Source organism: Sandarakinorhabdus sp. (genome assembly GCF_031430775.1).
Taxonomy (GTDB): Bacteria; Pseudomonadota; Alphaproteobacteria; order Sphingomonadales; family Sphingomonadaceae; genus Sandarakinorhabdus.
Genome location: NZ_JANPCD010000163.1, coordinates 1 through 22661, shown reverse-complemented (window position 1 = coordinate 22661; position 22661 = coordinate 1). Strand labels below are relative to the sequence as shown.

Sequence of the window (22661 nt, the reverse complement as noted above, 5' to 3'; positions counted from 1 at the left end):
CGAATGGAATTTCGTCTGCCTTTCCCGCGACCGCTTCACCCATGCCGAAACCGTCTGGCGCGCTGGAGATTTCCCGCTGGTCCCCGGCGATACCGATTTCATCCCGCTGCCCGAACGCCCGGCAAAGGCGCTGCCGCAGGCCGATTATCCGTAAGAACGTTACCGGTGGCCGGATGTCGCCCGGGCCTATAATCGCTCCATCTTCAGCCAGTGCCGGTCGCCGACCCAGGTCCTTTCAAATGCCGCCCGCGCTGCCGCCGCCTCGGCCTTGTGCCCTGCTGCCGCCTCGCTGCGCGCCAGCCCGAACAGCACCCAGCCATTTTGTGGCGTCTGCACCAGCGCGGCACGGAACGCCTCGCTCGCCCCCTTGTGGTCGCCGGACAGGTAAAGCGCGGCGCCCAGCGACTGGTGCACCGGATAATACCAGAACGGCGGCTCCATATAGCTGATCTTCGTTTCGGTGACGGTCGCGGCGCGGAAATGACCCGCCGCCGCTTCAAATCGGCCCTCGGCCATTGCCCGGCGGCCTCGTGCAACGTCCTCGGCCAGCGTTATGAGCTCGGGAACCGGAATCGCTTGCTCCACCAGCGCCTTGACGCCCGTATCTTCCCTCAGCGCTGACAGTGCCGCCATTTCCGCGTCAAAGCCCGCTGCGTCGCGCTGCGCGGCGCGGGCCACGGCGCGCGCAAATCGCCGCATGGCGTTGGCATAGGGCAGGCGCGCATCGGCCTTCGGCATGGCAAGGATTGCCTCAGGCTTGGCGAACTGCGCCATCGCCAGGAAAGGCGCCGCATCAATCGCCTGGATCCAGCCGATACGGGCTGATGTTTCCACGTCGAGGACGGTCCGCAACCGTGCGGCCTCGCGGACCGCTGTTTTCATGTCTCCTGCCATCTGCGCCGAGGTGACAATGAAGTGCAGGTTGTGCGGATAATAGCCATATCGCACCAGCCCCCTGTCGCCGGTTGCAGCGATAAAGGCTTCATCGGAACGCGCCGCCGCGACATTCGCCTTGATTGCATCCTGGTAGCGACCTGTACGGTGCCAGATATGCGACGGCATATGGACCAGATGTCCAGCGCTCGGCACATTGGCCGTCGCCAGCCGGTCCGCGGCGGCCTCGGCGCGCTTCGGATCGCTGGCTTCCATCATGTGGATATACAAATGCGCCGCCTGCACATGGCCGGGGTTGCGCGCCAGCACGCCCTCCAGCAATCGCACGGCGGCGCCGCTCCGGCCGATCGGCGTCTTGCGGTCAGCCTCCCAGTAGTTCCACGGGCTCGTATCCATCGCCGCTTCGGCCGCCAGCACCGCCACATCGTCATCGGCGGGAAACTTCCGCGCCACGTCCAGCATCGCATCTGCATAGGCACTATCCAGTTGTGCCCGGTCGGTCCTGTCGTCGCGCGCATAGCGTGTGGCAAGCGCATCTATCAACGCCTGTGCTATCGGCGACGTCATCGCCTTCAACGCAACGGCGCGGTCCAGCGCCGCCAACGCGGCCTCGCGGTCGCGGTCGTCCATCGGCGCATTGATATTGGGGCCAAGCGCCATTGCTTCGCCCCACCAGCACAGGCCGCACGCCGGATCGATCCGCTGCGCCTTGCGGAAAGATGCAACGGCGCCGGCATGATTGAAGCCAAAGGTCAGCATCAACCCTTGCGAAAACCAGGCCTGCGCTTCCGGGCTGATGCTCGACACGGCCAGCGGTGACGTCAGCAGGTCGGGATACAGCGGCATGGTCCCGGCCGCACTCGCCGGCGCTGCGATAGCGGCTGCGGCCATGATCGCGCGGGCCGCGCTCATTCCTGCCCGCCGCGCACCGCAAAGCGATTGCGCTGCCCGCGTCGGATCAAGGGCTTCGAGCACTGCCGGCGAAAATGGCGCATCGGGCTCAAATGCCATCGGGACCAGCCCCGCGGCCATCAGCACGGCGGAGCCGATCAGGAATTTGTGCGGTTGCGTCAACACGGTTTCACCCCTCGCGAACCCGCCACTACAGCCAATACAATGCCAGAAACGCGACTCTCGCTCAACGATTGCGTCAATCGCGTCGCCAGCTGCCGCAGGCTCCGCCGCCCGACCCTTTCACCCCGCCGCCAGCATCCGCCGCACCGCCGGCCGCAGCGCCAGCAGCAACAGCGCCCCGCCGGCGATGATCCCGGCGTGGAGCAGCCAGAAACGGCCCGGCGTCCAGACTTCGTATAGCCCGCCGATGCGCCCGCTGATGGTCGAGCCGACGAACACTGCCATCGAATTCACGCCGATCATCATGGCGTTGAGCGACGGCGGCGCGGCGCGCGTATAAAGTCCCACGGCGATCGGTGTGAAGAACACCCAGCCCCAGTTCGAAAGCATGTGGAAGCACACGGCATAGAGCAGCGGCACCCGGGCGGTGCCGAACAGCGGTGTTGCCATCGCCAGCCAGACCATGCCGGCGCCGAAGATCCGGCAGCCGATGGCCATTTTGGTAATGGCGTCCGGCTCCGAGGCGCGGCGTGACTGGGTGCGCCACAGCCACAGCGTGACCGGCAGCAGCAGACCCGGTGCAATGGCGTCCAGCGCCTGCAACCACGGAATCGGGACGGCAAACCCTGCGATGTTCATGTCGACATGGTCGCGCACCCATAGATTATAGACGTTCCACACCTGCGACTGCGCAATCCAGAATGCCGCCTGCACCAGCATCAGCACCAACAGCAAGCGCACGGCGTGACGCTCAGGCGCGGTCAATCGCACCCGCACCGCCGCCACCACCTTGGGCGGATCTGGTGGCAAATGCCGGCCGCCCAGCCAATAGACCAGCAGCCCCGCCAGCATGCCCAGCCCCGCAAGCCCGAACGCCTGGTGCCAGCCGAGTTCCTGCCCCATCCAGCCGCAGACGATCGGCGCCACGAACGCCCCGCAGTTCAGCGCGAAATAATACAGCTGAAGCCCATCGTCACGCCGCCGGTCGTCCGGGCCGTACAGGCTGCCCAATTGTGAAAACAGGTTGGAATTGGCAAAGCCGGTGCCGAGCATGAGCAGGAACAGCGCCAGCAGGAACGACCGGTCAAAGGCCATGCAGAAATGCCCGGCGGTCATCAGCAAACAGCCCAGCATGATCGACCGCCGACGGCCGAGCCAGCGATCCCCGATCCAGCCGCCGAACACCGGCGTGAACCGCACCAGCCCCGCCCATAGCCCGAACAATTGCACGGCAAACGCCTGCGTGGACAAAGGCCCGGTGACGCTTTCGATGGCGCCGCGCGTTGCCGCCAGCCCGGCAACATTTTCGACATGGCCCGGCAACAGCAACTGCCCGACCATGTACAGCGTCAGCAGCGCCTGCATGCCATAGAGCGAAAAGGCTTCCCAGAACTGTGTGCCCGACAGCCAGGCCAAGCCGCGCGGCTGCCCCAGTAGATCGTCCGAACCCTTGTGCGCGCCTGCGGTCATCTCGTTCCCCCCGGCTTGCACCATAAGCGCGGCTGACATTGCCGCAATCCGCACATCAGCCATGGCGCCGCAGCCATTCGCGCAATAGAATGATGCCCATGTTCATTCGCATCACCGATCATGTCTCCGTCGCGCCGCAAATCGCACCCGAAGATTGTGCCCTGGCCGCCGCGCAGGGCTTTGCCGCCATCGTCAACAATCGCCCGGACGGCGAAGGTGCCGGCCAGCCCGAAGCTGCAACGATGCGCGCCGCTGCCGAGGCAGCCGGCCTGCGCTATGCGGACATTCCCATCGATCACAGCGGTTTTTCCATGCCGCAGATCGAAGCAATGGTCGCCGTGCTGGACGCAGGCGGGCCGATTCTGGCCTTTTGCCGGTCGGGCACACGCAGCTGCAACCTGTGGGCACTCGCCGAGGCAAAGCGCGGCGGCGACCCCGACGCCATTGTTGCGGCCGCTGACGCCGGCGGCTATCACATCGGTGGACTGTTGCCGACGCTCAGGGCGCTGGCGGCGCGGTGATCCTGCAATTATCCCTTTCGCTGGCAGGCATCGTGTTCCTGATGCTGCTGGCACGCTGGCTGGGGTTCGATACTGATCCCCGCCTGTCCGGGCCGGATGAAGCGGCGCGGATCGCAGCCGATGCCATTGCCGGTTTTGCACCGGGCGATGTCGCCGTTGCCGGCGATGGCCGATCCGCGCTGGTGGCAGGCAGCGACGGCCGCGTCGCGTTGTTGCGCCCACTGGGAGACCGCTGGGTGGTGCGGGACGTTCGCGGCGCCGCTGCCAGAGTGGATGGGGGCCGGCTGCATCTGGCGCTTGTGGAACCGATGTTTGCCCCGGCTGACCTTGATCTGGGCGCCGATGCCGGACGCTGGGCGGCGCGGTTATGACCTTTCCCGATCCGGTCAAATACGCCATCCCGGTGTTCATAGCGGCGATAATCGTCGAAATGATCGCGGTGCGGCGCGGCGCACGCGGCAGCTATGACTGGCGCGATTCCGGCACATCCCTGACTATGGGGCTGGGCAGCACGATTGCCGGCGCCTTGCTTGGTACCACCGTGTTCAGCATCGGGCTGTATTTGTGGGAGCACCGGATCGCGACATTGCCGATCACTTGGGTAACTTTTGCGCTGTGCTTCGTGCTCGATGATCTTGCCTATTATGTCTTTCACCGAGCCGCCCACCGGGTGCGCTGGTTCTGGGCGAGCCATGTCATCCATCACAGCTCGCAGCACTATAATCTGTCGACCGCGCTGCGACAGACCTGGACCGGCGTCATCAGCTTGTCCTTCATCTTTCGCATGCCATTGATTCTCGTGGGTTTTGACCCGGCGCTTCTGCTGTTTTGTGGCGGTCTCAACCTTATCTACCAGTTCTTCATCCACACCGAGACGGTACGCCGCCTGCCCTGGGGGCTGGAATCCTGGCTCAATTCACCCTCGCACCACCGCGTCCATCACGGCACCAACCCGCGCTATCTCGATCGCAACTATGCCGGCGTGCTTATCATCTGGGACCGCATGTTCGGCACGTTCGAACTGGAGCATGACGACGAACCTGTGCGCTATGGCATCGTGCACAACCTGGGCACCTTCAATCCGCTTTGGGCCGCTTGCCATGAATGGGTCGGCATGGCGCGCGATCTTGCCGCGGCGCGCAGCGTCAAGGCGGCCGTGATGACCATCGCCGGTCCGCCAGGCTGGGTGACCGGCGACACCAGCGCCGTCATCCGTGCCCGCGCCGGGCTGTCCCCGCCGCCGACAGCGCAGGCCATAGCGGCTGAATGATCGATCGTCGCACGCTGTTGCGGGCCGGTGGCGGGCTGGGGCTGGCTGTGGCCGGCGCCGGCCTTTGGCGGGCGCACGATCAAGGCTTGCTCTGGTCCGGTGAAGAGCCGGCGCTGGCCGCGTGGCAGGATTGGAACGACCGACGCTATATCGGTCCATTGTCGCTGGTGTCGGCGGGGCTGCTCGCCTCGAGCCCGCACAACACCCAGCCGTGGCGCTTTGCTGTCGGCCGGTTCGGGGTCGATGTGTTCGAGGTGCCGGAACGCCAGTTGGGCGCCATGGACCCCTTTGGCCGTGAACGCCTGGCGGGATTGGGCGCGGCCGTCCACAATATGGCGCTGGCCTCGACGGGGCTGAAGCGCGCCGCTCGCGTCAAGCTGTTGCCCGATCCTGCCGCTCCGCACCATGTCGCACGCATCCTGCTCGGTCCGGAAAACAGCGGGCCGGCATCGCACGCCCTGCTTTCGGTCATTGGCCGCCGCCACACCCATCGCGGCGCCTGGATTGGCGGCCGGATCGCACCGGCGCGGCAGGCGGCATTGCTGGCATTTCCAAGGCCAGATGATATCCAGATCCTGCTCTTTGATGCAGGCTCGGCGCAGGGCAAGCGATTTGCTGCGCTCACCACCGAGGCCACGGCCGCCATTGCCGGTGATGTTGCGATGATGGAGGCCAGCCACCGCTGGTTCCGCCACGAAAAGTCCGAAGCCGACCGCTTTGCCGATGGCTTGACCATGCGCACGTCAGGCGTGTCACCGCTGCTGGCGACGCTGGGCAGCCTGTTGCCGGCGCCGTCCGCCATGGCAGAGGGGCAATATTGGCTGGATGCCACGCGTGACACGGCATTGCCGACGGCATCGATGTTCGGGTTGATCGTGACCCCTGACCCGCAGGACAGGCGCAGTGCCATGCTGGCCGGCAGTGCCTGGCAGCGGCTGCACCTGAATGCGACTGCTCTCGGGCTGGTGGCACAGCCGCTCAACCAATTGCCCGAAATGATCGACCGCGAAGCGCAGCTAGGTCTGCGTGCCCGCTTCTCGCGCCTTGCCGACGCGCTGTTGCCCGATCCCGCGCTGCGGCCAACCTTTGCGTTCCGGCTCGGCTTTGCCGATCCCGCGCTGCCGGCCTTGCGCCGTCCGGTCAGCGCCGTGCTCGGGCCGCCGGCGCGCATGGCCTTTGAAGTTGCGCAATGGCGGGTGGCCGGCGGTTCGTTCTGACCCTGGCTGGCGGCCCTTTGCGACCTTGGCCCTATTCCATTGTTGCCTTGAAGCGCAAAAAGTCAGGCATGCCTTCGGGGCCAAAGCCGATGAAGCTTTCGCCTTCATCTTCGTCGCGGCGGCGCACTGGCGCCTGGGGCGCAAGCTGGCGATAGGCGCCGAGGGGATCGCGGGCGGTCGGGCGCGGCGGATGGCGGGGGGCGGCTGTCGCGGCCTTTGGTGCCGGGGCAGGGGGTGCCTTTTCGGCACGCCTTTCGGTCGGGGCCGTTTCCATCGGTGGAGCAGCGCGGGGCTGGCGTGCCGGTGTGGCGGGCTGGACCTTTGGCGCAGCTTCGGCCTTTGGCGCAGCTGCAGGCCTTGAAGCTGCTGCGGGCCTGGCAGCGCCGCCGCCGCGACCACGGCGGCGGCGATCACCGCGCGGCGCGGCTTCGGCTGCCACGGCGGCCTCGGGCGCAACCTCCGCTACCGGCGCTGATGCTGTGGCAACCTCTGCAACCGGCGCTGCCACTGCGGCAACCGGAATCGACCCCGTCCAGAGTGCGATTTTCTGGCGGATCAATTTTTCGATCTCGCCCAGGTTTTCCGCATCTTCCGGCGTGGCCATCGTGAATGCGGTGCCGGTGCGGCCGGCCCGGCCCGTGCGGCCGATGCGGTGGACATAATCGTCGGCGTTGTACGGCACGTCATAGTTGATGACATGGCTGACGCCGGGAATATCGAGCCCGCGTGCCGCGACATCGGAGGCGACCAGGATGGTGATATCGCCGTTCTTGAATCGGTCCAACTCGCGGATGCGGTCCGACTGTTCCATGTCGCCATGGATCTGGCCGACCGAAAGGCGTGCGCGTTTCAGCACTTCGGTCAGGTCGCGGACGTCGCGCTTGCGATTGCAGAAGATGATCGCCGTCTTGACGTCTTCGGCATCCAGCAACGTGCGGAGCGTTTCGCGCTTGGCGCGTCCGCTGGTTTCGACGACATATTGGGTGATCAGCAAGTTGGCAGAGGCCGGGCGCGCCACTTCGATGGTGCGCGGGTCCGACATGAACCTGTCCGACAGCTTCTTGATCGGCGGCGGCATGGTCGCGGAGAACAGCAGCGTCTGGCGCACCTTGGGCAGCTTGGAACAGATTTCCTCGATGTCCGGGATGAAGCCCATGTCGAGCATGCGGTCGGCCTCGTCGATGACGAGCAGGCCGCACTGGTTCAGCATGATCTTGCCGCGCCCGAACAGGTCCATCAGCCGGCCCGGCGTGGCGATCAGCACGTCGACGCCCTTTTCGAGCGCAGCCAGCTGGTCACCCATCGACACGCCGCCGATGAGCAGCGCCATGTTCAGCTTGTGATACTTGCCATATTTGTCGAAATTCTCGGCAACCTGCTGCGCCAGTTCGCGCGTCGGTTCGAGAATAAGGCTGCGCGGCATCAGCGCGCGCGACCGCCCTTCGGCAAGAATGTCGATCATCGGCAGCACGAACGACGCGGTCTTGCCGGTCCCCGTCTGGGCGATGCCGATGATGTCGCGGCCCATCAGTACAGAGGGGATGGCCTGGCGTTGGATTGGAGTCGGGTCATTGTAGCCGCTGTCGTCGACAGCGCGCATCAGTGCATCGGAAAGTCCGAGATCGGAAAAGCTCATTTGGTTCCTTGGGCGGCGCCTGAGCAGCGCCCCGGCGCATTGTGGTCAAAGCGCGCAAATGTCAATGGACGCGTAATTTCGGGCCATGTCCGCCATGGCGCTCCGGTCCATGAAAATGGGGCAGGAGTTGCCTCCCGCCCCATCGGTTCTTCGTGTCTGCGCCTTAGAAGTTGAAGCCGGCGGCGATGCCGTAGCGGCGTGGTTCGAGGGTGAAGATGTTGGTGAACAGACCGGATGACTGATCGGTGACATACAAACCGGTCGTGGCGTTGTTGTTGGTCAGGTTCTGGATGTAGCCGCGAACATACCATTTGCGGTCCGGCCCGTTCAGCTGGATCTGCGCGTTGACGACGGTGTAGCTCGGCACCCGGTTGATCGAACCGTTGAAGATGTTGCCAAAGCTCTCGCCGGTATGGGCAAGATCAACACGCGGGATAAGGCTCCAGTCATTCTTGAAGTCGAAGGTGTACTGGGCGCCGACCGAGAATTTGAACGTCGGAGCCTGGGGCAGCTGGTTCCCCTTGAGATTGGATTCGACGCCGGCCGGCAGCATCTCGAAGCCCGATGCCGGTGTGCCCAGGGCGCCCAAGACGCCGCAGACCGAGAAGGCGCCGGTTGCACCGTTGAGACCGCTGTCCGAAGCGAACGCCGTTGGCGCGCGCAATCCGGCCCCGGCAACAAGACCCGGAATGGCACCCGCGTTGATGGCGGCGTTGGCACCGGCGACAAAGGCCGAAGTGCCGGCCTGGCCGCTGGTGTTGCCGGCGCGCGGCACCACGGCGCAGTTGGCGCCGTTGGTGATGTCCTTGATGATGACGGCATCGCTGCGGCCACCGGACGGATCACGCGGGTTGGACAGGAATTTGTCGGTGCTGACCTTGGTATGCAAATAGCTGACGTTCATGTTGACAGCGAGATTGCGGTTCGGCTGAACGATGAATTCGCCTTCCATGCCGTAGACATTGGCATCGACATTGTCGTTGACCGAGGTGCGGGCCACGATGCGCGACAGCTGCAAGCCCTTGTATTGATAATAAAAGGCCGTGATGTTGGCGCGCAGCACGCCGCCAAGGAACGTGTTCTTGGAGCCGATTTCAAAGGCGTTGACGAATTCCGGCGTGAAGCTGTCCGGCACGGCGAAGATCGGTTGCAGCGGCGGGTTGATGCCGCCCGATTTGTAACCGCGCGAGTAGGACGCATAGATCAGGTTGTCGTCGGTGATCTTCCAGTCGACGACAACGCGGCCGGTGACCGCGTCGAATTTGGCCGTACGCTCCTGGAACGCTTCGCAGCCGGGACGGCCACCGATGGGTCCCACGACCGAACCCGGCGACACCACGCAGGGCGTGGCCGGATCGGCATCGAAATTGCCGGCGAAGTTGCTGGCGAAGGCGTTGGTCGAGCCGAATGGCACCAGGAAACTGGCCAGTGTCGAACGGGCGCGGACGAACTTCTTGTCGTTGTTGTAGCGGATGCCGGCGGTGATCTTCAACGTGTCGGTGACGTTGAAATAGGCTTCACCGAACAAGCCATAGGATTGCAGCGTGTAGCGCTGCGTGTTGTTGCGGAAATAAGGCGTGCCCAGATAGCCGCCATTGGCCGCGCCCAGCACTCCGACCAGATGGTCGATGCCCCAGCTGTTCACATAATAGCTGTTTTCCGGCAGCACGCTGTCGACATAGATGCCGCCGACCAGGAAGTTGAATTTTCCGTCCCATTGCGAGCTGATGATGCCTTCGACCGTCTTGGAGCGGGTGCTCTGGTTCGAACGGTCGAAATCCTGCGGGGTTGGCGAGCACAGGCGGTTGCCGCCATAGGCGCCCACGCCGGCCGTGTCTGGCAACGACGTGCAGAAATTGCCGCCCGAGCTGATGGCGTTGCGGACATTGACCGTGCCGGGAATGGCCTGGGCAAAGGCGCCAAGCGTGGCCACCGCACTTGCAGCGACGGCCGGGTTGAAGACGCTGAGGTTGTAGTCAACCGAACTGTCGACCTCGTTCGACTGGTACATCCCGGTCAGCTGCGCCTTGATGCCGCCGAAGTCATGCGCCACGCGCAGCATGTATTGCTGCTCCTTGGCGAAATAGGTCGGCGTATAGTCGGTGCGCACCTGGCGGACATTGGCCGGGTTGACGTTGTTGATATAGGGATCGGGGCCATAAAGGCTGCCCTGGCCCAGTGCGGCAAAGCCCGGACCGCCTTGCGTGGTCAGGAATTCGCGGCTGGCCAGCGTGCCGACAAAGGTCGAATTGGCGTTGGTCGTCCCGAATTCGAGCCGGCCGGGAAGGCAGCCCAGCACGCCAGTGGCGTCGCGTTGGCACAGCTGCTTCTGGATGCGGCTGCGATTGTCCTTTTCGTGGAAATAGAAGCCCATGGCGTCGACGGTGGTGTTTTCTGTCGGCTGCCAGCGGATGCTGCCGCGAAGGGCGTACAGGTTGCGGCCATCGATGCGGGTGTTGTCGAACAGATTCTCGGTGAAGCCTTCGCGGTTCAGATAGGTGCCCGCGATCCGCACGGCCAGCGTGTCGGTGATCGGCAGGTTGAACATGCCCTTCAGCCGGACCGAATTGAAATTGCCATAGTCGGCTTCACCAGCGGCATGGATGGCATCCATCTGCGGCTTGGCGTTCACGAAGTTGACGACGCCGCCCGTGGCATTGCGGCCGAACAGCGTGCCCTGCGGGCCGCGCAGCACTTCGACACGCTCCAGGTCGAAGAATTCGGCTTCGAACAGGCGGGTGGCGAACAGCGGCATGCCTTCTGAGTGAATGGCGGTCGCGCTGTCGCAGGTCACGCCGACGCACAGATCGCCGATGCCGCGAATGGTGAAGCTGGCGCCGGTGAAGTTGCCCTTGGAGAAAGTGATGTTGGGCAGGGTAAGTTGGATATCGAGCGGGTTGTTGATCTGCTGGCGCTGCAGTGCTTCGGCGCTGAAGGCCGAAACCGCGATCGGCACGTCTTGCAGGCTCTGCGCCTGGCGCTGGGCGGTAACGACGATTTCCTCGATGCCGGTTTCTTCGGCGGCCGCAGCGGCCTGTGCAAAAACCGGTGTCGCCAGCAGCCCGATGAGCGAAACGCCGCCAACAAGACCTGCTCGGATTCCAGACGTGATGCGCATCAAAATTCCTCCCCGTTAAGCCCGTTATGGCCAGCCCTTTTTATCGCCGCGAACGGCAGGGTCTTGGACCGATGCATCACGGCCCTCAAAGGCCGAATGCTCAACGCTCAGTTTGGACAGGGAAGCGCTTGCTTGTCCAGTTTTTGGTCGCGCCAGCCGCAATTCCTTCAAAGAGTTTACGGAATGTGGCGCCCGTGCAACACTTGGCGGCCAACTTGAGAAATATTGTTGCGCAACAAGGTGCTTTGAGCGGAGACTCAGTTGCGCCGAGCGCGGCGCTTGCCCACTTCGCGTACTGGCAGGATGCTGGCGATAGCGCATTCGCCGCCTGATCGGGCGCCGATGACATCGCGCCCGGCGCATAGTTGCCCCGCCGACTGGGGCCGATAATAAAAGCCCTGATAGAATGACAGCGCCGGGCATTCCTGCGCCAGGAACATGCGGTACCGTGCGCCGCCCTTGAGGGTCAGTTCGATGGCGCGGTCGCCGAACAATTGTGCGGCGGCGATGTTCTTGATGGCCACGCACCGATTGCGCCCTGCGCGCGGTGGAAAAGGCCTGGTGGTGACGGCATCGCCGGGTTCCACCGCCATGCGCTTCCAGCTCTCGCTGCCCAGCGTCTGGGTAGCCGCCGGCCGTCCGGACAGCGCGGCGGCGGCCAGCAATGCCATCGCCAGCCAGAGCGCCGGCAACACAAGCAACCGCATTGCATCCGCTGCGCTATGGGCTGCCCGCCAATGCCTCACGCCTGCAACACCTCTCCGCCCCCAGTTCCGATATCCGGCCAATTGTCGCGATTTGCCACTCATCCCGATGCCCAGCCGAAATTGAACGCCCGCTGAACTGGCACCCTGCCCAATGATCCTCTAGAGTTGTGGGATGACCCGCGCACCGTCTTTTGTGCCTTCCCTGTTGCCCGGTGCAGGCGCGCTGGCGGCTCTGCAGGTTGCTGCCGGGCCGGGCAACTGGACAGATGACCCGGACCTCATTGCGCCGCGTCTGACCGATTGGCGTGGACGCTACACCGGGGCGTCGCCGCTGCTGCTTTTGCCGCGCACGACGGCGCAGGTGGCGGCGATCGTGGCGTCGGCGGCCGCTCACCGGGTCGCACTGGTTCCGCAAGGGGGCAACACAGGCCTTGTCGGCGGCGGTATTCCGGCCGCCGACGGCAGCAGCGTGCTGCTGTCACTGGCGCGCATGAACCGGATTCGCAGCGTCGACGGCGATGGCCTGCTGCTGGTCGCCGAAGCCGGCGTCGTGCTTGCCAATGTGCATGACGCGGCGCTTGCCATCGGTTGCCGGTTTCCGCTGTCGCTGGGTGCGCGCGGCAGCGCCACCATTGGTGGGCTGGTGAGCACCAATGCCGGCGGAGTCGAGGTGCTGCGCCATGGCACGATGCGCGCTCTGGTTGCCGGGATCGAGGCCGTCCTGCCGGACGGGACCATCCTTGACCAGTTGACCGGTCTGGCCAAGGACAACACCGGCTATGACATAAAGCAGCTGCTGATCGGCGCCGAAGGCACTTTGGGCGTGGTGACGGCCGCCGCCCTCAGGCTTGTCCCGGCGCCGCGCCACCACAGCATCGCCTGGGCGGGGATCGATGATCCAGCGGCTGCGCTGGCGCTTCTGGTGCGGCTGCGCGGCGACAGTGGCGGCCAGGTGGAAAGTTTCGAGATCATCCCCGATGCCGGGCTTCAGATGGTGCTGCGCCATCTCGATGGGCATCGGCCTCCGCTGGCAGGCAGTCATCCCTGGCATGTGCTGGTTGAACTCGCCGGCCCCGCGCCGCTCGATGACATGCTGTTGGCAGCCTTGGCCGATGCCGCGCGCGATGCGGTCATTGCCGCCAGCGATGCCCAAGGCGCGGCGTTGTGGCGGCTGCGGGAGGAACTGCCGCTGGCGGAGCGCCGGGACGGACCAGCCGTACACCACGACATCGCCGTGCCGGTTGCCATGATGCCGGCCTTTGCCCTGTCGGCGACGCGCACGGTTGAAATGGCCATCCCCGGCGCGCGCGTTCTCGCCTTTGGCCATCTTGGCGACGGCAATCTGCATTTCAATGTCCGCGCACCTGCGATCCCGGATGCTGCCGACTGGATTGCGGCGCACCGCGACGCCATCACCGCGCTGGTGCACCGGCTGGTGGTGGACGCCGGCGGCTCCATATCGGCCGAGCATGGCATCGGTGTGCTCAAGCGCGATGATCTGGGATGGGCGGCGAACCCGGCCAAGCTGGCGGCAATGCGCGCCATCAAGGCCGCGCTTGACCCGCTGGGCATCATGAACCCCGGAAAGGTTCTTCCCTGATTTTTTGGCCTGAATTTGTCCGGAGGCCGCGCGGATTGGCGCTCTCGGTCCGTTTCGGCAAAGGCCAATCTTGCATGGCCGTCATCCGGCCTCTAGGAAGCGTGCCAACGCCAATCAAGCCAACCCTGTTATGAAAGTCGATTCCTTCATGGCCAGCCAGCCCGCCAATGTGATGCCGTTGTTCTATGGCAACGTCATGCCGCTTTCCTCGGAACTGCACCCGACCCATGGCCTCAAGCCGCGCGGCGATCTGGGCTTTACCCGCGGTACCCATGCCGTGCCGGTGACGGTCGATGAATTTACCACCGTACAGCGTTTCTACCCGATCGTGTTCGGTGTTGGCGACAACCCGGCACCGCTGGCCCTGATCGGACTGCAGGAAGGGCAGAATTTGTATCTCGGCGCCGATGACCAGTGGGAAGCGGGTCATTACATCCCGGCGTTCATCCGCCGCTATCCGTTCATGCTGGCGCGCCTCAACCCGCAGAGCCAGGAGCTGTCGCTGTGCTTTGATGACACAGCCGGCATCGTCATCGCCGACGAAGGCGAGCCGATGTTCGCGGGCAAGGATGCCACCGACACCACCAAGGCCATCTTGCAGTTTTGCGAGCAGTTCGAACAGGCCGTCATGCGCACGCGCAATTTCATGGAAGAGTTGACCAAGCTCGACCTGCTGATGGACGGTGAAGTCACCATCCAGCGCGAAGGCCTGGCTGAACCCGCCGTCTATCGTGGTTTCCGCATGGTCGATGAAGCCAAGCTGCAGAACCTGCGCGGTGATCAGGCCCGCAAGATGGTGCAGTCTGGCCTGATGGGCCTGATCTATGCCCATCTGTTCTCGCTGTCGTTGATCTCGCCGCTGTTCGAGCGCCAGTTTGCAGCATCGCAGGCAGCTACCGCCTGACATTTGGCAATCACGCGTCGCCTGAAAATGGGCGGGCCAGCAGATGCTGGTCCGCCCATTTTCGTTCTGAGCCGCATGGCGCCTGGGACCAACACGCGGCTTGACACGATACACTATAACATTAAGGCATGCTCCTTCATTCACACCGCTATTCGGAGATCGGCCTTGTTCCGCCTGTCATTTCTCACGCTCCTGCTTGTTTCCACCGCGCCGGTCATGGCCGACGATGCTGCGGCGCCCGCGGGCGATACGCTGCACACGCCGACCGACCCCGAAATCATCGTCACTTCGCCCTATGCGCGTGACCGCAAGCTGGTCGCGACCGCCGTCACGGTCCTCGCCGCTGATGCGTTGCAGCGCGAGACCCGCTCGACGATCGGCGAGACGCTGTCGCGCCAGCCGGGCGTCAGCGCCACTTTCTTCGGCCCCAATGCTTCGCGTCCGATCCTGCGCGGCCTTGATGCCGAGCGCGTACGTGTGTTGACCGATGGCATCGGCAGCTTCGATGTGTCCAACACCTCGGTCGATCATGCCGTTGCGGCCAACCCCTTGCTCGTCGACCGTGTCGAGATCGTGCGCGGGCCTGCGGCGCTGCTTTACGGCTCGGGCGCGATTGGCGGCGTCGTCAACATGCGTGACCTGCGCATTGCGCGCGAAATTCCGGACGAAAGCATTCATGTCGATGGCAGCGCCAATTTCGGTACGGCTGCTCGTGAGCGCGGCGGCGCTCTGTCGGTCAATCTGCCGGTGTCCAAGAACCTTGTGCTGCATGCCGATGGCAGCTTTCTGGAAACCGGCAACTACCGCACCGGCGGCTTTGTCTTTTCCGAAGGCTTGCGCGCTGCGGCAGAGGCGGAAGGCGGCGAGGCGGCGCAGGACGCCCAGGCGCGCGGCCGTGTTGCCAACACCGGCGGGCGCACTTGGGATATTGGCGGCGGCTTCACCTGGATCGGCGACAATGGCGCCAATTTCGGTGTCGCCCTCAGCCATCTCGAAAATCGCTATGGCATCCCGGGCGGCCTCGAACTGGGGCATGAAGAAGACGACCATGACGGCGAGCATGCGGAAGAAGCCCATGTGCACGAAGACATCACCCTCGACATGCGCCAGACCCGGGTCGATGTCCGTGCTGCCGTGCCGCTGGGCGGTGCCTTTGAGGAGTTGAAATTCCGGGGCGGCTGGGCCGATTATCGTCATGACGAGATCGAATCGGACGGCGCCATCGGCACCAGTTTCTTCAACAAGAGCTGGGAAGCGCGCCTGGAACTCGTGCAGCGTGACCGGAACGGCTGGAAGGGAGCCACCGGCGTCCAGGTTCTCAGCCGCAACTTCGATGCCCAGGGTGAGGAAGCCTATATCCCGCTGAACCAGACTCGGCAGTTCGGTCTGTTCACGCTGCAGGAATTCGATCTTGGCGCCGTGCGTGCCGAAGTGGGTGCGCGCTTCGAACACAGCAACGTCACATCGCAGCTTGTCAGCTTCGACCGTGATTTCAATGCGCTTTCGCTCTCGGCTGGCTTGTCTGTGCCGCTGGGTGACAGCTTCCGTTTTGCCATTAGCGCCGCGCGCAGCGAGCGTGCACCTTCCGCCGAGGAAATGCTGTCCAATGGCGCCCATGCCGCCACCGGCGCCTTTGAAATCGGTGACCGCAATTTTCGCAAGGAGCGCCAGCTCGGCCTCGAAGCCGTGTTGCGCGGGCGCGGCGAGGGCTGGCGACTGGAGCTGTCGAGCTATTTCAACCGCTTCGACAATTTCATCTTCCTGAATCCGACGGGCTTGGAAGAAGACGGGTTGCCGGTGTTCCGCTACGCTCAGGCCGACGCCCGCTTCTTCGGCTTTGAAATCGAGGGCGCCCTCAAAGTGGCGCAAATGGGCGATACCCGCATCGAGGTCACCGGCCTCGTCGATTATGTGAACGCTTCCGTGCTGGGCGGCGTCGGCCCGGCACCGCGCATCCCGCCGCTACGCATGATCGGCGGCATCGAAGCCGGCGGCGGCAGCGTTGGCGGCCGGCTGGAGGTGGAGCATGTCACGCGCCAGAGCCGGATCACGTCGTTCGAGACCGAAACCCCGGCCTGGACCATGGTGAATTTCAGCCTGAACTGGAAACCTCTGGGCGAAGGCAACAACACGACGGTCATGCTGCAAGCCAACAACATCTTCGATGTCGAGGCGCGCCGCCATGCCAGCTTCCTCAAGAATGTCGCGCCCTTGATGGGGCGGGATTTCCGTCTGGGTGTGCGTTTCGGTTTCTGAGAAAAACGCCTGCCCGCACCACTTGCAGCGGGCGAATTGCTTCTTATTTCGGTATCGTAGTGGCGGCTTTCCCCCTCGCCACCCTACGATGACGGGGTTTCCCGTTTTCCTTCCCTGGACCCTGGCTGCTCCGTTTTCCCCCGAAAGCGGGGCAGCTTTTTTTCAGCTGGACACGGTGGCCTATTCGGCCGCGTCGCGCTGAACCGCCGTCATGGGCGCAAACGTCACCAGCATTCGGGCAAGCCCGGTCATGGCGCTCGCCACGGCAGCAAAGCCGGCGTGCGGCAGCAATTTCTGGCTATCCATGTACAGGGCGCGGTCGATCTCGATCTGCACGGCGTGGATGCCCTTGGCGGGCTGTCCATGCCGCTCGGTGGTATAGCCTCCGGCATAGGGTGTGTTGCGCCGTGTCCGCCAGCCAAGGCCGGAAAAATGCGCCTCGATGGCTGTGACGAGGTCCGGATCGGCGCTACAGCCATGCCGGTCGCCGATCACCACCTGCGGTGGCCTCGGGCCGCCGGGGCTGGGCATGGAATGGCAGTCGATCAGGATGGCATGGCCATGATGTGCGCGTGCCAGCCCAAGCAGGCGGTCCAGACTGGCGTGCCAGGGCGTATGCAGCGCTGCAATGCGCCGCGCGGCCTCTGCCGCCGGTATCTGCCGCGAATAGATATCCATCCCATGGGCAGCGACGCGCGGCAGGATCCCCAGCCCTGCCGCCACCCGGTCGCTGCGCACCACTGGCATCGGCAATGGCCCGTCGAACATCGCGGCATCAAGCTCGTCGGGCGCACGATTGAGATCGAGCCAGGCCCGCGCCTTCAAGGCGCGCAGCACCGGCACGCCCGCAATGCCATCAAGCAAGCCGTCGACATAGCCATCCTCGGCCCGCCGAAGCTGTGCCAGCGGCAGCCGCGCCATCGCCAGAAAGGCAGACGGATAATCCCGCCCGGAATGCGGTGAGGCCATCACCAGCGGCCAGCGGCCGTCGCTGTCGCCGCTGATGCTGAAGCCTTGTTCGGAGCCGGAAGTTGTCATCGCCACCTGTTTGAAGCCAGCCTTCGCCGACGGCAAGGTGGCGATTTGGCACCATTTCCGCAAATCCACACTTGCGCAGGCGGTCCCATCACACTAACAGCCACGCGCAGTGGACGCGTAGCTCAGTGGTAGAGCACTGTGTTGACATCGCAGGGGTCGCAAGTTCAATCCTTGCCGCGTCCACCATTCCCCAAAATCGCCGACCAAGCTGAACGCTGCTGCTGCACGCCATCGGACGTGCCGCGCGGGGGGCGCGACCGGCCTATGCTGGCTCCAGCCAGATTCCCCCTGTCATTCAATAGCATGTTGGATGCAGGCTTCTCCGCGAAATTGTAAACCCTGCCTTACACTCCTAAATTATTAACTTTTCAGTAATGAAATTGAATCAAATAGTTAAGAATTTGTTACCATTTGGCATGGTCCTTGCAGCACATCCCGGTGACGATGCGATGTTTCGCGCATCCGGATTGAATTTGCTGGAGAGAATGATGAACCTGATGACCAAGATCGCAGCTGTTGCCGTGGCCGCCAGTCTGGGTGCTGCAATGCCTGCCGCTGCGACCGTGACGGCCTTTGCCAATTTCTCTGCCAGCAACCAGGCCAACAACATCCGCTGGGAAAAGGTCGGCACCGATAGCGGCAAGCTGTACACGATCTCGACCGGCGCGGGTTCCAGCCTTGGCAGTGTCGCGGTGCGCTTCACCTATCTCACGCCCGCAATTGCCTATCTCGCCAATCTTCCGGCGATCTGGACACTGAACGCTACGACAATCGCCAGCCCGGCGTCGCTGTCGGCAGGGTTCTTGTTCCAGCGCATCAGCAGCGGTTCGATGTCGTTCGTGTCGACAACCGCCTTTTCGGTCGGCAGCACTTTTTATGCCGCCGGCTCCAATCTGCTCACCGTCAACTATGGCGCCAGTGGCGGGTCCAACCCGGTGATCTTCGGCCAGAGTGGCGGGACGTCCGGTTCCTTCTCGGCCAGCACCTCGGCTGGTGACCTGGTCACCATGACGTCCGATGTCCTCGATTTCTCCACCACCATCGAGCGCGATTTTGCGCTGTCGATGGTCAGCATCAACCCGATGCTGACCCGCAGCAACGCGGCCAGCGCGCTGAACAGCTTCCGCGCCAATGCGGGCGGTTCCTTCTCCTCCAATCCGCCGCCGGTCGTCGGTGTGCCCGAACCAGGCACCTGGGCGATGCTGCTGGCCGGCTTCGGCATGGTCGGCCTTGCCCGCCGCCGCCGCAACGCCAGCGTCGCGGCCTGACTCCTCCGCGTTCTCGTCAAAGGCCCGCTTCGGCGGGCCTTTTTCGTTTGCGCCCGCCGAACGGATTGACGTCCCGTCGGCACTGCCGCAACGCTGCCGGGCATGAGCCTTGATATCGCAGCGGTCCGCGCCGCCTTTCCCGCCCTTGCCCTGACCGATGACGGCGTCCCGCGCGGCTATTTCGATGCACCGGCCGGCACCCAGGTCGCTGGCCGCGTCGTCGATGCCATGCGGCACGCGCTGATCGATGCCTGCGCCAATGACGGCGGGCATTTCCGCACCTCGGTTGCCGCCGGCGCGATCTGCGACGCGGCGCTCCAGGGGGCCGCTGCATTCTACAATTGTGCGCCAGACGAAATCGTCTTCGGCCTCAACACCACATCGCTGTTCTTCCAGTTCGCGCCGCTGCTTGCCTCCGATTGGCGCGCCGGCGACGAGATCCTGCTGACTCGCATGGACCATGACGCCAATGTCTCGCCATGGTTGCAGCAGGCGCAGGCGCGCGGCCTGACCGTTCGGTGGCTGCCATGGGACCGCGAAACCCACGCCCTGCGGCTTGATCTGCTTCCTGAACTGATCGGCCCGCGCACGCGGCTGGTCGCCGTCGGGCAGGCCAGCAACTATCTGGGCACCATAAACGATGTCGCAGCCGTCTGCGCCGCCGCGCGCGCTGTGGGCGCCATCAGCATTGTCGATGCCGTGCAGGCGGCGCCGCACATTCTGATCGATGTCGCGGCCATCGGCTGCGACATGCTGTGCGCATCGGCCTATAAATTCTTCGGGCCGCACGCCGCCGTCATGTATTTGTCGCGCGGGCTTCAGGCGCAACTGCACCCCCTCAAGGTCCGCCCGTCGGTCGATACGATGCCAACCCGCTTTTCACCGGGCACGCCGTCGTTCGAGGCGCAGGCCGGCACGCTTGCTGCCATCGAGCATATCGCGTGGCTGGGCGACCAGGAGGGCACTGCCACCACCGCGCCGCTGCGCCAGCGCCTTGTGGCCGGCTATGACGCCATCACCGCGCATGAGGCCGATCTGTCGCGGCGCTTCCTGTCAGGGCTTGCGGGCATCAAGGGCCTGACGCTGCATGGCATCGCCAATGCCAATCGCCTTGCCGAGCGCGTGCCGACCTTCACCTTTACGGTCGAAGGCCGGGATTCAGGCGCGTTGGCCGCCGATCTTGCCGCGCGCAATATTTTTGTCTGGTCGGGGTATTATTACGCTTGGGAGCCGGCGGGCGTGCTGGGCCTGCGCGATGGCCCCGGCGCGGTCAGGATCGGCCTGTCACACTATAACAGCATGGCCGAGGTCGATGGATTGCTTGACCAATTGGTGCAGGTAATCGGCTGATCAAGCGCCGATCACGCTGCGCGGACAAGCGCCAGCCGCTCCGCATACGCAGCGAACAACCCCGCGAAATGCTGGTCCATGCTGGCCACGGCACCGGCATTGGCGATGGCAGAGGCGCGCATCGCCGGCAGCGCGGGCAGGGCATCGGCCAGCGTTCCGGCCAGGCTGGCAGCGTCCCCGGCACGGAAACTGCGGCCCTGTTCGGGCAATAGCTGGTCGAACGCACCGCCTTCGTCGGGTACGATCAGCGGCAAGCCCGACGCGCGTCCTTCGGCACAGGCCAGGCCAAAGGTTTCCGCCGGACAGCCATGGACCATCAGATCGGAACTGGCGAGCATGCGGGCAAATTCCGCGCGGTCGCTGACCGGCGCCAGCAGGCGGATGTGCGGATTCTCGCCCACCGCGCGCTGCACGGCCGCACGGCCATGGCCGTCACCCAGCAACACCAGCCCCAGTGGCCGCCCATAGGCCGCTGCGGTCACGCCGGCGATGACCAACGGCCATTGTTTTTCCGGGCTGTGGCGACCCACGCCAATGACCAGGGTCGCACTGTCGGGCAAGGCGCATTCGGCAAGCAGCTTTGCCCGCAGCGCCGGATCCCGCAAGGACGGCGAAAAAACCCCCGGATCGACTCCCATCGGGTGCACCGCCACGCGCTCCAGCCCGCCGCCGCGCAGCCGCGCCGCCACGCTGGGCGCTGCCGTGACGATCATGTCGTAGCGTGCATCCAGCCGGCGCAGATACCGCCAGAACCAGTCGAAGCCGCGGTCGATGGCCTCGCGGCTCAGAAAGCCGTCGAGATAGCGATAGACCCAGGCCGACATAGGCTCGGCATGCATGATCAGCGCGCGCGGCGCTTGGCCCTTCCAGTCCGCCACCGCCTGGGCGCTGCCCCAGGGCGACGAACATTCGACGAAATCCGGCGCTTCGGCGTCGAGCGCGGCATGGATGACGCTGTCGTCGCTGAAATAGAAATAGTTGCGGTCGAGCGGAAACCTCGGGCTGCGGATGGTGCGCAGCCGCGCCGTGCCGACATGCTCGATGCTGTCGGTAGCTCCTGGTGCGATCACGGTCAGCCGGTGGCCAAGCCGCTGCGCAATCGCCAGCTTGCGCCGTGTATAGGTGCGGATGCCGCCGCCCTTGGGGCTATAGAGCGCCGAGATATCGACGATATGCACGGCGCTATGCCCTGTCCTTGAGCGGCCCGAAACGCAGCAGGCCCCGGCGATAGTTCAGCCGGACGGTGATGAAGCTCAATCCCGGCCCGGCGGCAAAGCTTGCCGATGCTGCCTTGGGCTTGCTCCACCCCAGTTTCGGATTTCCGGGAAAGCCGATGCCATCGCTCGACAGACCGAATTTCAGGTTGGAATCGCGGTCGTGCAGGATCGACATCGCGAAACTGCCCGCCGATGGCAGGCGCAGGCACAATTGCACCGGGCCTGATTGCGGCATGGCCATATCGGCACGGCGAAAGGTTTTCCCGGCCCGCACCAATATCGCGTCATCTTCAAGGAAGTCGGCATCATTGTCGGGATAAAGCTCGGCGCGCAGCAATCCCTTGCGGTCCTTGAGGCCGATAACCGTGACGATCACCGCCGGCCCGGCTTCGTCTGCCCGGCACTGGGCCGCCGCCTTGCCAAGTTCGGGGGACGGCACGATTTCGCCCGGTACCTGCGCGCCTGCCAGCCCCGGCACCTGCGCGCCTGCCAGTACGGCCAGCGTCATGATTACCACGCTCACCGGCGGCGCCACCCGGCAGCTTCGCCGCCCATCAGCATCACTCCAAGGCCCAGATGCGTCACCAGTGTCAGGCTGGCCATCATCGTCATCAGCCGGGTGATTTCCGCATCATGACCGATCAGGAACACCGCCAGTCCGGCGAATACCAGTTCGCGGTTGGGCAGGAACGGCAGCCGCGACAGCAACATGCGCATCGCCGACAGCAGCACCCACAATTCCACCGATTCCGCCGGCAGCGCCAGGTGCCAACACAGGCCGGTGAGCACCAAAGTGGCGACCACGCGCGCTGATTGCACGAAGGTGACAAACCAGAGATCGCGCGCCGGCAGGCTGAACAGTTTCTTGCGGAAGAACAGCACGCTGCTGGAAATCACCAGCATCAGCGCCACCGATCCGAAAAAGGCGGTGGAATCAATGCCCAGGTGCAGCGTATCGAGCAGTGGATAGGCCAGCACCATCAGCACCAGCGTTACCGCGTTGGCCGCCATCGCCGACAGGATGGCGACATCCTTGACCGCGCCGAAGGGTGCCGAGGTCATCGCCGTGCGCTGTCGCGCCCAGGTGTAAAAATAGAGGTCGCCCACATAGCCGGTGATTA

17 protein-coding genes, 1 tRNA gene and 1 pseudogene are annotated in these 22661 nt (G+C 64.5%); 10 read left to right on the top strand and 9 right to left on the bottom strand.

What is annotated here, in order from left to right; genetic code table 11:
- Positions 1 to 186: 186 nt before the first annotated feature.
- Both RMQ73_RS10545 and RMQ73_RS10540 read right to left on the bottom strand, forming a co-directional pair.
- Complete coding sequence (locus RMQ73_RS10545; protein ID WP_310498183.1) at positions 187 to 1926, bottom strand: hypothetical protein; 1740 nt, start codon at positions 1924 to 1926, stop codon at positions 187 to 189.
- A gap of 162 nt (positions 1927 to 2088) precedes the next feature.
- Positions 2089 to 3438, bottom strand: coding sequence for a peptide MFS transporter (locus RMQ73_RS10540; protein ID WP_310498179.1), 1350 nt, complete (start codon positions 3436 to 3438; stop codon positions 2089 to 2091).
- Positions 3439 to 3530: 92 nt separating this feature from the next.
- On the opposite strand from RMQ73_RS10540, the gene RMQ73_RS10535 reads away from it, so the two are divergent.
- The 4 genes from RMQ73_RS10535 to RMQ73_RS10520 are packed head-to-tail and all read left to right on the top strand — an operon-like array spanning position 3531 to position 6446.
- Positions 3531 to 3959 carry a TIGR01244 family sulfur transferase gene (locus tag RMQ73_RS10535; protein ID WP_409049866.1) on the top strand — a complete coding sequence of 143 codons (429 nt, stop codon included), beginning with the start codon at positions 3531 to 3533 and terminating at the stop codon, positions 3957 to 3959.
- Positions 3956 to 4330: a hypothetical protein gene (locus tag RMQ73_RS10530; protein WP_310498178.1), complete on the top strand. Its 375-nt coding sequence runs from the start codon at positions 3956 to 3958 to the stop codon at positions 4328 to 4330. Before RMQ73_RS10535 ends, RMQ73_RS10530 begins: the two co-directional genes overlap by 4 nt.
- Complete coding sequence (locus RMQ73_RS10525) at positions 4327 to 5229, top strand: sterol desaturase family protein (protein WP_310498177.1); 903 nt, start codon at positions 4327 to 4329, stop codon at positions 5227 to 5229. Before RMQ73_RS10530 ends, RMQ73_RS10525 begins: the two co-directional genes overlap by 4 nt.
- Positions 5226 to 6446 (top strand): hypothetical protein, encoded by a 1221-nt coding sequence (locus RMQ73_RS10520; protein ID WP_310498176.1) that lies wholly within the window; start codon positions 5226 to 5228, stop codon positions 6444 to 6446. Before RMQ73_RS10525 ends, RMQ73_RS10520 begins: the two co-directional genes overlap by 4 nt.
- A 31-nt stretch (positions 6447 to 6477) precedes the next feature.
- Here the strand turns inward: RMQ73_RS10520 and RMQ73_RS10515 are convergent, their stop codons facing one another.
- The 3 genes from RMQ73_RS10515 to RMQ73_RS10505 all read right to left on the bottom strand — a co-directional run bounded on the left by RMQ73_RS10515 (position 6478) and on the right by RMQ73_RS10505 (position 11907).
- Entirely contained in the window at positions 6478 to 8082 is a 1605-nt protein-coding gene (locus RMQ73_RS10515) for a DEAD/DEAH box helicase (protein WP_310498175.1), read from the bottom strand.
- Positions 8083 to 8245: 163 nt separating this feature from the next.
- Positions 8246 to 11200: a TonB-dependent receptor gene (locus RMQ73_RS10510; RefSeq protein ID WP_310498173.1), complete on the bottom strand. Its 2955-nt coding sequence runs from the start codon at positions 11198 to 11200 to the stop codon at positions 8246 to 8248.
- Between the two features lie 257 nt (positions 11201 to 11457).
- A complete protein-coding gene (locus tag RMQ73_RS10505) occupies positions 11458 to 11907 on the bottom strand; it encodes a hypothetical protein (protein ID WP_310498172.1) in 450 nt (149 codons plus the stop codon).
- A 172-nt stretch (positions 11908 to 12079) separates the two neighbouring features.
- Between RMQ73_RS10505 and RMQ73_RS10500 the strand changes: the two genes are divergently transcribed.
- The 3 genes from RMQ73_RS10500 (at position 12080) to RMQ73_RS10490 (ending at position 16667) form a co-directional block, all read left to right on the top strand.
- A complete protein-coding gene (locus tag RMQ73_RS10500) occupies positions 12080 to 13507 on the top strand; it encodes an FAD-binding oxidoreductase (RefSeq protein WP_409049864.1) in 1428 nt (475 codons plus the stop codon).
- Between the two features lie 148 nt (positions 13508 to 13655).
- Positions 13656 to 14411 carry a SapC family protein gene (locus RMQ73_RS10495; protein ID WP_310498180.1) on the top strand — a complete coding sequence of 252 codons (756 nt, stop codon included), beginning with the start codon at positions 13656 to 13658 and terminating at the stop codon, positions 14409 to 14411.
- A gap of 216 nt (positions 14412 to 14627) precedes the next feature.
- A complete protein-coding gene (locus RMQ73_RS10490) occupies positions 14628 to 16667 on the top strand; it encodes a TonB-dependent receptor domain-containing protein (protein ID WP_310498171.1) in 2040 nt (679 codons plus the stop codon).
- A 180-nt stretch (positions 16668 to 16847) separates the two neighbouring features.
- Here RMQ73_RS10490 and RMQ73_RS10485 read toward each other — a convergent pair whose 3' ends face one another.
- Entirely contained in the window at positions 16848 to 17705 is an 858-nt protein-coding gene (locus RMQ73_RS10485) for an N-formylglutamate amidohydrolase (RefSeq protein WP_310498170.1), read from the bottom strand.
- Positions 17706 to 17816: 111 nt separating this feature from the next.
- Here RMQ73_RS10485 and RMQ73_RS10480 point away from each other — a divergent pair.
- The 3 genes from RMQ73_RS10480 (at position 17817) to RMQ73_RS10470 (ending at position 20323) form a co-directional block, all read left to right on the top strand.
- Positions 17817 to 17891, top strand: a tRNA-Val gene (locus RMQ73_RS10480).
- 311 nt (positions 17892 to 18202) lie between these two features.
- A complete protein-coding gene (locus RMQ73_RS10475) occupies positions 18203 to 18973 on the top strand; it encodes a PEPxxWA-CTERM sorting domain-containing protein (RefSeq protein WP_310498169.1) in 771 nt (256 codons plus the stop codon).
- A 102-nt stretch (positions 18974 to 19075) separates the two neighbouring features.
- The gene (locus tag RMQ73_RS10470) at positions 19076 to 20323 is read left to right on the top strand and encodes a cysteine desulfurase-like protein (protein WP_310498168.1); all 1248 of its coding nucleotides are present in this window, start codon (positions 19076 to 19078) and stop codon (positions 20321 to 20323) included.
- Between the two features lie 11 nt (positions 20324 to 20334).
- Here the strand turns inward: RMQ73_RS10470 and RMQ73_RS10465 are convergent, their stop codons facing one another.
- The 3 genes and pseudogenes from RMQ73_RS10465 to RMQ73_RS10455 all read right to left on the bottom strand — a co-directional run.
- Positions 20335 to 21501, bottom strand: coding sequence for a glycosyltransferase (locus RMQ73_RS10465; protein ID WP_310498167.1), 1167 nt, complete (start codon positions 21499 to 21501; stop codon positions 20335 to 20337).
- A gap of 4 nt (positions 21502 to 21505) precedes the next feature.
- Complete coding sequence (locus tag RMQ73_RS10460) at positions 21506 to 22048, bottom strand: DUF2141 domain-containing protein (RefSeq protein ID WP_409049865.1); 543 nt, start codon at positions 22046 to 22048, stop codon at positions 21506 to 21508.
- An 11-nt stretch (positions 22049 to 22059) separates the two neighbouring features.
- Positions 22060 to 22661 (bottom strand): annotated as a pseudogene (locus tag RMQ73_RS10455) (hypothetical protein); the annotation flags it as partial.

Excerpts from the sequence above, each read along its gene's own strand:
- RMQ73_RS10545 (WP_310498183.1), bottom strand. The coding sequence starts at position 1,926 with ATGGCCGCGGGGCTGGTCCCGATGGCATTTGAGCCCGATGCGCCATTT.
- RMQ73_RS10500 (WP_409049864.1), top strand. The coding sequence starts at position 12,080 with ATGACCCGCGCACCGTCTTTTGTGCCTTCCCTGTTGCCCGGTGCAGGC.
- RMQ73_RS10540 (WP_310498179.1), bottom strand. The coding sequence starts at position 3,438 with ATGACCGCAGGCGCGCACAAGGGTTCGGACGATCTACTGGGGCAGCCG.
- RMQ73_RS10535 (WP_409049866.1), top strand. The coding sequence starts at position 3,531 with ATGCCCATGTTCATTCGCATCACCGATCATGTCTCCGTCGCGCCGCAA.
- RMQ73_RS10460 (WP_409049865.1), bottom strand. The coding sequence starts at position 22,048 with ATGACGCTGGCCGTACTGGCAGGCGCGCAGGTGCCGGGGCTGGCAGGC.
- RMQ73_RS10510 (WP_310498173.1), bottom strand. The coding sequence starts at position 11,200 with ATGCGCATCACGTCTGGAATCCGAGCAGGTCTTGTTGGCGGCGTTTCG.
- RMQ73_RS10490 (WP_310498171.1), top strand. The coding sequence starts at position 14,628 with ATGGCCGACGATGCTGCGGCGCCCGCGGGCGATACGCTGCACACGCCG.
- RMQ73_RS10520 (WP_310498176.1), top strand. The coding sequence starts at position 5,226 with ATGATCGATCGTCGCACGCTGTTGCGGGCCGGTGGCGGGCTGGGGCTG.
- RMQ73_RS10475 (WP_310498169.1), top strand. The coding sequence starts at position 18,203 with ATGACCAAGATCGCAGCTGTTGCCGTGGCCGCCAGTCTGGGTGCTGCA.
- RMQ73_RS10470 (WP_310498168.1), top strand. The coding sequence starts at position 19,076 with ATGAGCCTTGATATCGCAGCGGTCCGCGCCGCCTTTCCCGCCCTTGCC.
- RMQ73_RS10495 (WP_310498180.1), top strand. The coding sequence starts at position 13,656 with ATGGCCAGCCAGCCCGCCAATGTGATGCCGTTGTTCTATGGCAACGTC.
- RMQ73_RS10505 (WP_310498172.1), bottom strand. The coding sequence starts at position 11,907 with ATGCGGTTGCTTGTGTTGCCGGCGCTCTGGCTGGCGATGGCATTGCTG.
- RMQ73_RS10515 (WP_310498175.1), bottom strand. The coding sequence starts at position 8,082 with ATGAGCTTTTCCGATCTCGGACTTTCCGATGCACTGATGCGCGCTGTC.
- RMQ73_RS10525 (WP_310498177.1), top strand. The coding sequence starts at position 4,327 with ATGACCTTTCCCGATCCGGTCAAATACGCCATCCCGGTGTTCATAGCG.
- RMQ73_RS10485 (WP_310498170.1), bottom strand. The coding sequence starts at position 17,705 with ATGACAACTTCCGGCTCCGAACAAGGCTTCAGCATCAGCGGCGACAGC.